At 59.6% G+C, this 13,066-nt stretch carries 10 protein-coding genes; 8 read left to right on the top strand and 2 right to left on the bottom strand.

Translation table 11 applies throughout. From position 1 onward, the window contains the following. Positions 1-356 precede the first annotated feature (356 nt). The 8 genes from rpmH to FNL14_RS16595 all read left to right on the top strand — a co-directional run bounded on the left by rpmH (position 357) and on the right by FNL14_RS16595 (position 6,113). The gene (rpmH, locus tag FNL14_RS16630) at positions 357-494 is read left to right on the top strand and encodes a 50S ribosomal protein L34 (protein ID WP_003800212.1); all 138 of its coding nucleotides are present in this window, start codon (positions 357-359) and stop codon (positions 492-494) included. A gap of 40 nt (positions 495-534) precedes the next feature. After that, the gene (rnpA, locus tag FNL14_RS16625) at positions 535-942 is read left to right on the top strand and encodes a ribonuclease P protein component (protein WP_091419373.1); all 408 of its coding nucleotides are present in this window, start codon (positions 535-537) and stop codon (positions 940-942) included. Then, positions 935-1,327 carry a membrane protein insertion efficiency factor YidD gene (gene yidD, locus FNL14_RS16620; RefSeq protein WP_170850781.1) on the top strand — a complete coding sequence of 131 codons (393 nt, stop codon included), beginning with the start codon at positions 935-937 and terminating at the stop codon, positions 1,325-1,327. The genes rnpA and yidD overlap by 8 nt, the downstream gene beginning before the upstream one ends. Positions 1,328-1,342: 15 nt before the next feature. After that, positions 1,343-2,314: a membrane protein insertase YidC gene (gene yidC, locus FNL14_RS16615; RefSeq protein WP_091419377.1), complete on the top strand. Its 972-nt coding sequence runs from the start codon at positions 1,343-1,345 to the stop codon at positions 2,312-2,314. After that, on the top strand, positions 2,314-2,880 hold the full coding sequence (locus FNL14_RS16610; protein ID WP_091419378.1) for a R3H domain-containing nucleic acid-binding protein: 567 nt from the start codon (positions 2,314-2,316) through the stop codon (positions 2,878-2,880). Before yidC ends, FNL14_RS16610 begins: the two co-directional genes overlap by 1 nt. Positions 2,881-2,901: 21 nt before the next feature. Next, positions 2,902-3,552 (top strand): 16S rRNA (guanine(527)-N(7))-methyltransferase RsmG, encoded by a 651-nt coding sequence (gene rsmG / locus FNL14_RS16605; protein ID WP_142062108.1) that lies wholly within the window; start codon positions 2,902-2,904, stop codon positions 3,550-3,552. A gap of 89 nt (positions 3,553-3,641) precedes the next feature. Continuing rightward, a complete protein-coding gene (locus tag FNL14_RS16600) occupies positions 3,642-4,709 on the top strand; it encodes a ParA family protein (RefSeq protein WP_285249545.1) in 1,068 nt (355 codons plus the stop codon). 66 nt (positions 4,710-4,775) lie between these two features. Beyond that, positions 4,776-6,113: a ParB/RepB/Spo0J family partition protein gene (locus FNL14_RS16595; RefSeq protein ID WP_142062106.1), complete on the top strand. Its 1,338-nt coding sequence runs from the start codon at positions 4,776-4,778 to the stop codon at positions 6,111-6,113. Between the two features lie 5,396 nt (positions 6,114-11,509). Here FNL14_RS16595 and trxA read toward each other — a convergent pair. Both trxA and trxB read right to left on the bottom strand, forming a co-directional pair. After that, positions 11,510-11,836, bottom strand: a complete 327-nt coding sequence (trxA, locus tag FNL14_RS16590) for a thioredoxin (RefSeq protein WP_091419383.1) — start codon at positions 11,834-11,836, stop codon at positions 11,510-11,512. A 33-nt stretch (positions 11,837-11,869) separates the two neighbouring features. Continuing rightward, complete coding sequence (gene trxB, locus FNL14_RS16585; protein WP_142062104.1) at positions 11,870-12,826, bottom strand: thioredoxin-disulfide reductase; 957 nt, start codon at positions 12,824-12,826, stop codon at positions 11,870-11,872. Between the last annotated feature and the right edge of the window lie 240 nt (positions 12,827-13,066).

Raw genomic sequence — 13,066 nt, 5'->3', positions numbered from 1 at the left:
CTACTGGGCCACTCTAGGGGATGAAAAGCCTAGAAGATAGCTGGCAAGTAGCTTGTGGATAATTACACGGTTGTGGTTCTGAAATGGAGCCTGTGAGCCACTTCATCCACAGGCTCGAAGGGCAGGTTTGCCACAGGTGGGGACAACGCCGGCGGCCTGCTTCGGTTTGACTGGGGGCAGTGAATTGCCCTAACGTTGTGAAGTCCTTTGTGTCCGCTTTTTGGCCCCATCTGAATCTCTCAGACGCAGTGCGTGTGAGCAGCCGGGGGAAGCGTGCATATACAAAACTTAGCGTCGGCCAGTTCTTCCCCATACTGATCGGGTGGGCGCACCTTTGATCCACTGGAGTAACTAACGTGAGCAAGCGGACTTTTCAGCCGAATAACCGCCGTCGAGCCAAGAAGCACGGCTTCCGCCTTCGTATGCGTACCCGTGCCGGCCGCGCAATCCTGGCAGCCCGTCGTGGCAAGGGCCGTACCGAGCTGTCGGCGTAAATAACTGACTTGTCGGTAGACATTTCTTTGCGAGTTTAAGGTGCTGGCCACCCGCAACCGTTTGAGGACTGCAACCGATTTTTCAACAACTGTACGTTCCGGTGTCCGCAATGGACGCCGGAACGTAGTGTTATATGCGGCAGCTATTGCTGCCGACGAACCCAGCCGGATCGGGTTCATTGTTTCCAAAAGTGTTGGGAACGCTGTGGTCAGGAACCTCGTTAAGAGGAGACTGAGGGAAGCCGGTGCTGCCTCGCTGCGCGAGTACGGTACCGGGTTCGCCATAGTGGTCAGGGCGCTGCCTGCGTCCGCGTCCGCGAGCTGGGAGCAACTGCTCTCGGATTACAACGCTGCACTGGAGTCGACAATGGCCCGTCTGGCCGGCCGCCCCCGGGCTGCCGCCAACGGTTCGGCCGGTACAACACAGGAGGGGACACCGCGTGCGTAACGCCACCGCCGTCGTCGCCCATTTACATCCTGTTGTGGCCGCCGTGGCGCTGTTCCTCTGGAACCTGCCCCGCAACATCCTCATTCTTCTGTTGAAGGCCTACCGCAAGGTGGTTTCTCCCTTGTACGGCCAGGTCTGCAGATTCTTCCCTTCATGCTCGGCCTATGCCCTTGAAGCGATTACTGTCCATGGTGCCGTCAAGGGAAGCTGGCTTGCTGCGCGCCGCCTTGCCCGCTGCCACCCATGGAATGCCGGCGGTGTGGACCATGTCCCCGCCGGCCACCGGGAATGGCCTGCCAGCCAGACCCCCACAATTGTTGTGCTGAACAACCCGGACAAGTACCTGGCTGCTCGGACTGATGGAGAAGGCCGCACGGCGGCCTGACGAATAGGGATAAGTATGGACTTCTTTGAAACAATCATGTTTCCGTTCAAGTGGCTCGTGTCCGTCATCATGGTGGGCTTCCATGAGGGCTTGAGCGCGATCGGCCTGCCCGAAGCATCGGGCTGGACCTGGACGCTGTCCATCATTGGCCTGGTGCTGGTGATCCGCGCCGCCCTGATTCCCGTGTTCGTCAAGCAGATCAAGGCCCAGCGCGGCATGCAGCTGCTTCAGCCTGACTTGAAGAAGCTGCAGGACAAGTACAAGGGCAAGACAGACCAGCTGTCCCGCCAGGCCATGGCGCAGGAACAGATGGCCATGTACAAGAAGCACGGGACCAACCCGTTCTCCGCCTGCCTGCCCATGCTGATCCAGATGCCCTTCTTCTTCGCCCTGTTCCAGGTGCTGTCCGGCATCAGTTCCGCCAAGACCCAGGGCAAAGGCATCGGTGCCATGAGCCAGGAGCAGGTGGTGCAGTTCGACGAGTCCAGCATCTTCGGGGCTCCGCTGTCCGCCGCGCTCCTTCACGGCGGCGCCACCAACGTGGCCGTCGTGGTCCTCTCGATCATCATGATCCTTGCCATGACGGCCTCGCAGTTCATCACGCAGAAGCAGATCATGGCCAAGAACATGTCTGAAGAAGCCATGGCCAGCCCCTTTATGCGCCAGCAGAAGATGATGCTCTACATCCTGCCCATTGTCTTCGGTGTTGGCGGCATCAACTTCCCCATCGGTGTGCTCATCTACTGGACCACCACCAACCTCTGGACCATGGGCCAGCAGTTCTTTGTCATCCGCCGTATGCCGACGCCGGGATCCCCCGCAGCGAAGGCCCTCGCCGAGCGCCGTGCCGCCAAGGGCCTTCCGGCCCTTTCGATCTTGAGTGGTAAGAAGGACGACGACGCGGACGCAGCGGCTGCCGCCGCTGCCGTGGCGCAGGCAAAAGGACAGCGCACCCAGCCACAACGCAAGAACAGGAAGAAGAAGTAATGTCAGCCGAGAGTACTGAACAGGCCCTTTCTGAAGTGACTGTCGACGAGCAGGACGAGTCCTTGGACCAGGATCTTTCCTCCCCCAAAGCCTCCTCAGCGAGCCGCCTGGAGGAAGAAGGCGACGTCGCAGCGGACTACCTCGAGGAGCTGCTGGACATTGCAGATATCGACGGCGACATCGACATCGAGGTCCGCAACGGACGCACCTACATCTCCATCGTTACGGAGGAGGAATCGGACAGCCTCGACAGCCTGGTTGGCGAGGACGGCGAAGTCCTTGAAGCCCTGCAAGAACTGACCCGCCTCGCCGTGCTGTCCGCCACGGAAAACCGTTCGCGCCTGGTGCTGGATATCAACGGCTACCGGCAGGAGCGCACTGGCCACCTGCAGAAAGTTGCCGAGGACGCGGCCGCCACTGTAAAGGAAACCGGCCAGGCAGTTGCCCTCAAACCGATGAGTGCCTACGAACGCAAGATCGTCCACGACGCCGTTGCCGACCTCGGCCTGGTGAGCGAGTCCGAGGGCGAAGGTGCCGGCCGCCATATCGTTGTATCCGCGGACTAGAGAATTGCTGATTCGCTAATCATGGTTGACATCACGCCAGCTGAGCTTCTGGCAGCTGAGAAGATTTTCGGTGACCGCCTGGACCTCGCTAAGCGTTATGTGGAACACCTCGCCACTTCCGGAACTGAGCGCGGGCTGATTGGCCCCCGCGAGATCCCCCGGCTGTGGAGCCGCCATGTCCTGAACTGCGCTGTCATTGAAAGTGCAATTGCCCACGGAAGCCATGTAGCGGACGTGGGAAGCGGGGCCGGGCTCCCGGGCCTGTGCCTCGCTATCGCGCGCCCGGACCTGGAACTGACCCTGATCGAGCCTCTGGAACGCCGGGTGATCTGGCTTCAGGAAGTGGTTGACGACCTGGGCCTGGAGAATGTCACGGTGATGCGCACCCGCGCCGAGCTGGCAGTGGGACATGTGGACGCAGATGTTGTGACCGCGCGTGCTGTTTCTGCCCTGAGCAACCTTGCCGGCCTCACCATCCCCCTGCTCGCAGGCAAGGGTGAAGTGGTTGCCATCAAAGGCCGCAGCGCCGGCGAGGAAATCGAGAAGGCGGCCAAGGTCATCCGGAAGCTGGGCGGTGTGGAGACATCGGTCCTCACGGTTGGCGATAACCTGCTGGAAGAGCCCACCACTGTGGTACGCATCGTTGTAAACAAGTCCCAAAAGAAGCCCTAGTGTTGGCCCGGCAGCCGCAGTCTGCCGGGGTAAGCAGTTAGGCTAGTCAACGGCAGCAAAAATAGCTGAACGAGAGTGAGTGTGCCCCAGTGACCAGTAGCGAAGCCTCCACACAACGGATTCCCCCGTTTGTGTCTTTGGGGTCAGCACGTTCTTTCGCTGGGACTGTCTCGGGCGCCTCAGGTGTTCTTGGAAATCAACCCGGTGCGGTAACAAATTCATCTCCGGTGTTCGTTTCACGTGAAACAACCTCCACAAGTAGGGGGAATATCATCGACGCCATTGATGATTCCAGTCCTATTGCCCGTGAACTGGCTCATGAGACCCGCCGGCGTGAGCGGCTGGTCGGACGGCAGTTGCCGCGCCCGGAGAAGACGCGCATCTTCACGGTATCCAATCAAAAGGGCGGGGTGGGGAAGACCACTACCACGGTTAACATCGCGGCCGCCCTTGCAGCAGCCGGACTGAACGTCCTGGTCATCGACATTGACCCGCAGGGCAATGCGTCCACCGCGTTGGGCATCGAACACCACGCTGATGTGGACAGCATCTATGACGTCCTGATTAATGACGTGCCCCTTGCCGATGTGGTGGCACAGTGCCCGGACATCGGTAATCTCATCTGCGCGCCGGCCACTATCCACCTGGCCGGCGCTGAAATTGAACTTGTTTCCCTGGTGGCGCGTGAGCAGCGGCTCCGCCGGGCTATTGACGTTTATGCCAAGGCCCGCGAGAAAAATGGCGAACAGCGTCTGGATTACATTTTCATTGACTGCCCGCCGAGCCTTGGCCTGCTGACGGTCAACGCGTTCTGCGCAGCCAATGAAGTGCTCATTCCCATCCAGTGCGAGTACTACGCGCTGGAGGGCCTGAGCCAGCTGCTCAAGAACATCGAGATGATCCAGAAGCATCTGAACGCCGATCTTGTAGTTTCCACCATCCTGCTCACCATGTATGACGGCCGCACCAACCTTGCCGCGCAGGTGGCTGCCGAAGTCCGTCAGCACTTCCCGGAACAGGTCCTGTCCGCCGTGGTGCCGCGTTCGGTGCGCATCTCCGAAGCGCCGAGCTACCAGCAGACGGTGATGACTTACGACCCCTCATCCAGTGGTGCCCTGTCCTACCTGGAAGCTGCTGCTGAAATAGCAGAACGCTAAAATCTTCAAGAACTGCAACAACTGGAGCCCGGCTGGACCTGGCTCTTCCACTGGAGGGATTTATTCATGAGCGAGAAGCGACGGGGCCTGGGCCGCGGTCTTGGCGCACTGATTCCGAGTTCCGCCGGTGCTAACGGGGCGGGCAACGGAACAGCTGTGGCGCGCCCTGTCGATCTCTTCTTTCCCGAGGGGCGCCGGAAGACCGATCCCGCCGAGTCTGTTGTGGATTCAGCACCGGTAGAAGAGTCCGCGGCCGGCACTGTTGCCGGGACCTCTTCTGTTGAGTTGCCGGATGCGGTCTCGAAGGGATCAGCGTCCACATCCTCAAGCAACGGCTCTCGCAAGCCCGCGGCCGCAAAGTCCTCCAGCGCAAAGAGTGCACCTGGAGCGGCCGGCCCCCGCTCCAATGGGCAAACTACAAAATCCAATGCCAATTCGAACGGTGCGGGCAAGAGCACCGCGCCGGCCAAGAAGGCTGCCGACACGGTTGAAGTTCCCAATGACAAGCAGGAGGTTGGACGTGGTGGCCCATCCCCCGAATCTGCGGCAATTCCTGCGACGGACAACGGAGTGGACCTGGTAGAGGTACCCGGTGTCCGCTTTGCCGAGATCCGCGTCACGGACATCCACCCGAACCGCAAACAGCCCCGTTCCGTCTTCGATGAAGACGACATGGCGGAGCTGGTTCACTCTGTCCGGGAAATCGGCGTTCTCCAGCCAATTGTGGTCCGGAACTCAACCGAGTCCGGTGGAGAACCGTTTGAGCTCGTTATGGGTGAACGCCGTTGGCGTGCAGTGCAGGCCGCTGGACTGGAAACCATCCCGGCAATAATCCGCGACACCACCGACGACGACCTCCTGCGTGACGCTCTGCTCGAAAACCTCCACCGCAGCCAGCTCAACCCCTTGGAAGAGGCGGCGGCCTACCAGCAGCTCCTCGAAGACTTCGGCACCACACACGAGCAGCTTGCAGACCGGATCGGCCGGTCACGGCCGCAGGTCTCCAATACCCTGCGGCTGCTGAAGCTGCCTCCCCTTGTCCAGCGCCGGGTTGCTGCAGGTGTTCTCTCCGCTGGCCATGCACGGGCCCTCCTGGCCCTGCCGGACGCCGCAGCGATGGAACGGCTGGCCCAGCGTATTGTCGCTGAGGGAATGTCGGTACGGGCCACGGAAGAGGCCGTCACCATGTACCAGGATCCCGCCAAGCCTGCCAAGAACAACATTCCGCGTCCGGGTGCGCGGCACGAGCGCCTGGACTATCTGGCCTCTTCGCTGTCGGACCGACTGGATACCAACGTCAAGATCTCGCTGGGAGTCCGCAAGGGCCGGGTCAGCATTGAATTTGCCAGCGTTGAAGACCTCAACCGGATTATGGACGTCCTGGCACCCGGGGCAGACAGCTAACAAGGGTTTTGCGCGGGCGGTTGCTTGGCGGATTACTCAGCTGCTCTCCCCGGATGTCGCATACCTGGATGCTCTTGAATCCTTAATCCTGCTGACTCCCGTGTCCGCAGCGTGTGCGTTGTCAGATCAACAAGCCGTTCTGGTTCTTGCCGCTTGGTTGAATGGACACGGCGCGCCCTGCGTCTTCTCGGTTGGGGCTGATGCAGAGCCTTCGTTTACCGACGAGAGTTAGAAGACGCGCTCCTCTGCTCGATCGCGCACAGCTGCCTGGCGAAGATCGCATATATCCCGACTGCGTCAGCCCAAAATTGCGCCTCGGCTTCCCCCTCTTCTCTTCTCATGACTTGGCAGATCATGCGCCGGCAGCCTGTGGTCCCTCTGTTTCACGTGAAACAGACTGAGCGTTAGGCGCCGAGAGCGCCGCATCGTCGCTGTCCCGCATGCGCAATAAGGATAAAGTCACCTTTCCGGTCTATCTGCGGCGGCGGTTTAGGTCCTGAGACGCGCAGTATTCTGCTTCAGCTGGTTCCGGAGATGGGCAACTCGACGGACGGGGTGACTGTGCTGGAGCCTATTCGCCCACTCAGGGGCGAGGTGACGGGCTGAATAGAACTACACAAGGCGCTGTGGCACCCACTTTCGTCTCCCGACCTATAAGCCACCGCATCCGATAAGCCTCTTGTGCGTCCGTTGTGCAGATATTCACTGGCGGATATCGTGTTGCGATGGACTCCTGAGGAATCCGCGATGTCAGAGTACCGTGCTGCACCTCCCCACTTTTGCGCAGCTCCAATCGTCTGCTGGCCGCGGTTCCGCGAGTTCACCCTTTGCATGATCCGTAGGGTTATAGGTTCTCGGGCGACATGCCGGCGGTTGGGCCTCGCGTTTCGGCTCGCAGAGCGATCACCTTGAAGAAGGCCAAAGTGATACGCGTATATGTGGTGGGCATACGTCAGCAAAGACCTCTGACCGTCGACGATCAATTGCCAGGTCGATTCGGGCCATCGCTGCCGCATTCTTGAAGTGAACGAATGTGCTTTCCCCGACCCCGCGCAGGATAGTATCAGCGCTCTAATTCGTCCTAAATGCGACCGTTTCGCTACGCACCAATGGACTTGCCACCACCAGTACAACCGGTGTTCGAATCGATCAGGGCCATCTATACGACGGCGCGATGAGCATTTTCCACCTTCTCCTCGCGGCAGAACCGGCACCACGACGTTTCACGTGAAACGGTCTGCTGTCATCTGCCCGCTCAAGTCTGCCTCTTTGACGTTGAGCTTCCGAGCTAGGCTTCTAGATCGGAATGCAGCTTTGGCATTACCGCCACGGGTGCGACAGTTGCGTTCGGAGAAGGAGATCACCGCTGCCAGCCAACCAGTATCCGTGCTGGGTTCAGTCGGTTGCACGAATTGCTTTTCGGGGGTGGTCAAACGGGTAAGCCCGCGCCAAAGCGGAGGCGTCGGGCATCACTGCACGTAGAGAAGGTGGCAAGCTATTTTCAATGCGGCGAACGGTCCCCTTCCGCGTTGGTTCTCTAGTGTTCGGTCTTACTCGACGCTAAGGTGCACCGCTTCAGGAGGTCATTAGTGTCTGCGCCAATAGTCTCAGGCACCAGGATTGCCCTCGACGATGTGCAGTGGACTGATCATGCCGGCTGCGCGCAGCGTATTGGGCTTCGACGGTGCGGCGCCAACCGGCTGGCTTAGTGCATGGTGGGCTCTAACGGTTTGGAGCCAAACACTCCCCCTTGGATGCGTCCGGATCCGGCAGAGAATCATGGGCCCATGTCCTTCCTGTTGCTGCTCGGGGTATTTGTAGAGCCATGAGAGCTCGCTCCTAATGGTCGATATGGATGAACGAACGTCGCCATTTGAGCCGGAGAAAGAGTGTCCTCGCATGGCCACTGGTCCGACCCCGTCGCCGTTTCACGTGAAACATGTTCAGCTGCGATCAGCCCGAGCGGCAAGGTCTTAGCTTCATATGGGAGGCGCGGCTAGGTGGGCAAGCAGGTACCTGGGCGGCTCGAGCGGACGTCTTAGATGGTCGGATCGGCCGTTTGGTTTTTGGTTTGCCTCGAGTGGGCGGCGCCTATCTTGCTCCGTGACACTTTGGCCTTGGCTGCACGACACCTGCCTGGCTGTTACTACTTCTGGCGCGGGCGTGGAGCGACGGTGGTCTGGCCTCGGTCCCCCGAGGTCATTTGAACGACTGGCACCCAAGCAGCGGAGTCTGTGGGCTCTCCGGTGGTGTGAAGAAGCCCTGCTGGCTGACTAGATGAACCTGCTCGGGTGCTGGCAACTGGTCAGTGTGGCGAGGCAGCACGCCTCCGGCTCATGCCTTCGAGTTCGCAGGCGGACAGATCGACCAGTCTGGGGCCTCTCCATGTGACAGCGGGCCTTCGCGGGTCGAGATTGAGGCCGAGTAGATCCACTCGCTGACCGCTTCTGACGCCAAGTTAGTCGGTGGATATCGCTGTGGATAACGGTGTGGATAGTCGAGCTTCTCCCTGTGGATGTGACAGACTTCTCATCCCCTCGCTCCGCTGCTACTCTCGGCCTACCAGAGCGCTAGAACCGCAGTCACGCCAAGGGGTTTCACGTGAAACGGCTCGAGAACCCTCAAGTCGAGAATCAGGTCGGTTCAAGGGGTGCGCTGCGGCCCAAAGAGGCCCGTTTTCGGTTTATTTCCGGGCGTTCCGGCACCCGTTCTACGTCCTGCTCTGGCCTGGTGCAGGGTTTAACCTCGCTAGGCGTAGCAGCTGGGATCTTCGTCCAGCGTAGAGGCCAGCCCGCGTTCCTTAGCGTTGCCACCAACCTGCTGGATGTCCTGTGGATAACCATGTGGACAAGGTGAGACGGAGCCTGTGGATAACTTGGGGAAAACTCAAGCGCCACGTGCCGCTTTTCGGCCCAAGCTGCGCGTACTTTGCGGCGGTGCAGAGGCAGCACGGATAGGAGCAATCCGGCTGTTGATGTTGCGGGGGTCCCTGCGACGGGCTATGCAAGTGGCGGGAATGGTCGGGATAGTGTCGACCGTCCATGGGGCTGCATCCTGGTTTCCCCTCTTCATTGGCGCATTGCCGCAATGCCGCACTGCCGTATTGCCGCACTGCCGCCTTGCCACATTGCTGCGTCGCCAGGGCAGCCAGCCATGAAGCCTCGTGTTGCCTCACTATGGCACCGCCAATATTCGGCAACTTCAGGGACGAAGGCGGCGGCATATAGACGTAGGGCAGCTGAGTGGATTGCATGCAGCGTGCTTGGGGTCTGGTTCTGGAAGGTAGCGCTCATTCGAACAATCGACAGCCGGCTCGTGTGACTCGTATGCGGCGGGGCGATACTGGTAAAGGGCCACCTCGCCGCAACCGGAGTGCCCCTGACTTTACGGGGGGCGGAAATGGGCCTGCCAACATCACAGTCTCCTCCTCTGCATCTTTTACTCGTGCGGGTGGCTTTGGAGGCCTGACACGACTCCTTGACCACATCCGAGCTCTGGCGTCCGCTGATCTATTGTCCAGGCCCCGTACATGGTGAACTCTGATGTAGGTGAGTATCCGTCTGGTGCCCCCGGGGCCGTTGGCTGATGCTTGGGGGCCAAGACACGCCTTTCACGGGGCGGTAGATTGGCGTAGCGCTAGGGGGCCTTGGACAAGGCAGGAGGCGCGTCGTAGAAGGATTTGTTTCGGGGACTGGCGCAGGTGCAGGCGTTTCCTGGCGGCCCGGCTGGATCCGACGCTGTTTCACGTGAAACAGTGCGAAAGACCTGCCGTGGCCTAGGTCCGCATACCTCTGGTCGAACGGCAGCTGGTTGATGACGGGCACGGGGTGGGGGCCGTGTTGGGCGGTCCGCGTTGCACCAACAGGCCGATCTAACAGCCTGCCCCGTGACTATTCTGGACCGTAAGTTCGGAAACTTTTGGAGGTGGTCCTGTAGCGGCGTCTGAGTGGCAGTGGTTTGCTTCTACCGTGAGTACCGGTGGAAGATAGTCGGCCCTGACTCGCACTCGTGGAGACGACACCGATAGTGGTCGCTTTTGAATCGCAACCGTTAGAAGGTCGCGTCGGGCGCCCACATTGCACCATGGGAAAGGAACTGAAGGATTGTGGGCGTACGTTAGCCTCAGGTGGATTTGAGTTCGAGCAGGTCTATTGCCGGCACCGCTAGGAGTTCCCTTTTTGAAGGTTGAACGATGCCCCCCGGCCGCCTCTCTGTTTGATCGTCTTGGGCACGAGCCTGGGATCAAGTGTATTGAGCGCCCCGATGTCGTTCGGACGCGGCGTTGTCGGAACGGCTGACGGGCTGCGTACCGTGGATGCAGCCTTCAGCATGTCCTCCTCGTCAGAGTTGATATATGGGGCACCGCGGCACCTCTGAACTTACGGGACTGATCCGCGTTTAGGTCGTCCCTACCTGTTCCTGTCCCTGTTTCACGTGAAACAGGGCTGAGCCTGGAGGCCTAGTCATTTGCCGGCATGGATACGGTACGGTCCCGCTTCCACTGTTTGCGGCATTGAGGCCACTGCGGGCCCCATTGATGGGTCGTCCGTATTTCTGTTTCACGTGAAACAGGGATAGGCGCGAGGCCGAGTCATTTTCGTTACGGATGGGCGATCCTTCAGCTTCCACTGTTTGCGGCGGCGTGGCCAATGCTGGCCCAGGTGAGGGCATTCGGAGGCGCTGGCGTCTTGTTCACTTTCACCGCGCATGTTTTGGGAAAGGCGACGTGGTCCAAATCGAGATTGGCACAACCCGGCGAATTCGCTTCCCCAATCGCAGTGAACATCCGAAACTTTCCCCCCCACACTCGTGCCTTTTGGGGTATGGAGCTGGTGCAAACTCCGTGATGGTTGCCATGCACTGGATGCGGACCGGCGTCATCGGCTCGAATCGATTTGAGCGGCTACTCTTTTTGGCCCCACAGCTGGAATCGATGAAGATAGCAGACCCGGCCCGGCAAAGCTTTGGGTTCTGGTGCAGCTCCGTCGCCCCCTGTGGTGCTCCTGCTGGAAAGATGACTCAAGATCGCTGTGCCGCGCTTTTCCACTGTTTCTGCGGCTTCACCTGTTTTATCACCACAAATTGCTGCTGCAGCTCGCTGCGCTACCGCAACAATCAACTGGGGTCCGTGTTTCACGTGAAACAGCAGGCGCGAAGTACGGCGGGTTCAGCCGTGTCCAGGAGTGAACAGAATTGTGCGGGGAACGCAGTATTCCCCTGTATCCGCAAAGCTCATCCAATGGCAGTGGGCCGCCCCGTGCGGATGTGCAGCAATGAGAGCACCCCATTCTGCCTGCACCACAGCAGCGAACACCCGGGGATCAAAAAAGTGGCCACTGCCCTCACGAGCAATGGCCACCCTCTATGGTTGCTGGTCCCCCAGCGAGCGTCTTTTGCTAGGACAGTACGTCCGCGAATTCCTTCTCAAAGAACTGCTTCGGCTTGGCACCGATAACCGTGCTCTTCACTTCGCCGCCCTGGAACAGGTAGACGGCAGGAATGGACGTGATTCCGTATTCGGCTGCGATAGCCGGGTTGTCGTCAACGTTCAGCTTCACGACATCAACCTTCTCGCTGTACTCAACGGAGATTTCGTCGAGGATAGGCCCGAGCTTGCGGCAGGGACCGCACCATTCCGCCCAAAAATCAACGATGACCGGCTTGTCAGAGGACAGGACGTCCGTGCCGAAACTTGCGTCTGTTACATCTTTTGCATTGCTCATAATCTGTCTCTCTCTTCGATGGCGTTTACGGACTTAGGCGTGCAGGTCTGCGAGGTAGTGCTCCACGTCAATGGCGGCTACACAGCCCGAACCCGATGCGGTGATGGCCTGGCGGTAGGTGGGGTCCACAACGTCGCCTGCAGCAAAGACACCCGGCAGGCTCGTCCTGGAACTCCGTCCCTGGACAGCGATGGTGCCCTCGGGCGTCAACTCCAGAACGTCCTTCACCAGGTCGGTACGGGGGTCGTTACCAATAGCCACAAACACACCCGTGACCGCAAGATCTGAAACTGAACCGTCAATAAGGTTCTTCAACTTCAGGCCGGTGACTTTGGCTTCGCCGATGACATCCTCAACGGTGCTGTTCCAGATGAAGTTGATCTTCTCGTGCGCCAGTGCCCTGTCGGCCATGATCTTGGAGGCCTTGAGCGAATCACGACGGTGAACAACCGTTACCGATTTAGCGAACTTGGTAAGGAACAACGCTTCTTCCATGGCTGAGTCTCCCCCACCGATGACAGCAATGTCCTGGTCCTTGAAGAAGAAACCGTCACAGGTTGCACACCAGCTAACACCGTGTCCGGACAGCCGCTTCTCATTCGGAAGGCCAAGCTCACGGTAGGCGGAGCCGGTGGAGAGAATCACTGCCTTGGCCTGGAAAGTTTCCCCCGTGGCGATGGTGACCTGCTTGACAGGTCCTTCCAGTTGGAGCGATGTGACGTCTTCGAACTGGATCTCCGTGCCGAAGCGTGCTGCCTGCTTCTCGAAGTTCTCCATCAGGTCTGGTCCCATGATGCCATCGGGGAAGCCCGGGTAGTTCTCCACATCGGTGGTGTTCATCAGTTCACCGCCGGCGGTGACAGAGCCTGCCAGCAAAAGGGGCTTCAGGTTGGCCCGGGCAGTGTAGACAGCTGCCGTGTAACCAGCGGGGCCGGAGCCGACGATGATGACATCACGTACATCCGACGTGGTGTTTTCTGCGATGGTCACTGAACGGTGAACCTCTTCCTTATTAGACGCGCCCCGCCTTGGAGGCCGGCCACATGGCACAACTGATACTGCTGGCTGATTATTCCGGCGCCCAACACGATGGATTTCCGGCAGGCAGCAACTAGCCAGCTCCGTGAGGCGCTCTTTCCAGATTACCGTCTCGCGGCAAAAGGAAAGTGCCGCAGCCCGATGACCATGGACTGCGGCACTTCCATCAGATAACTAGAAGAGGGACCCTTC

It is taken from the genome of Pseudarthrobacter sp. B4EP4b (assembly GCF_006680095.1).
Taxonomy (GTDB): domain Bacteria; phylum Actinomycetota; class Actinomycetes; order Actinomycetales; family Micrococcaceae; genus Arthrobacter.
Note: the sequence above shows the minus strand (reverse complement) of the source record. Positions and strands in the feature narration are given on the sequence as shown.

What these genes read in the sequence shown, in the direction of transcription:
- yidC (WP_091419377.1), top strand. Translation starts at nt 1,343, where the DNA reads ATGGACTTCTTTGAAACAATCATGTTTCCGTTCAAGTGGCTCGTGTCC.
- FNL14_RS16610 (WP_091419378.1), top strand. Translation starts at nt 2,314, where the DNA reads ATGTCAGCCGAGAGTACTGAACAGGCCCTTTCTGAAGTGACTGTCGAC.
- rsmG (WP_142062108.1), top strand. Translation starts at nt 2,902, where the DNA reads ATGGTTGACATCACGCCAGCTGAGCTTCTGGCAGCTGAGAAGATTTTC.
- FNL14_RS16595 (WP_142062106.1), top strand. Translation starts at nt 4,776, where the DNA reads ATGAGCGAGAAGCGACGGGGCCTGGGCCGCGGTCTTGGCGCACTGATT.
- trxA (WP_091419383.1), bottom strand. Translation starts at nt 11,836, where the DNA reads ATGAGCAATGCAAAAGATGTAACAGACGCAAGTTTCGGCACGGACGTC.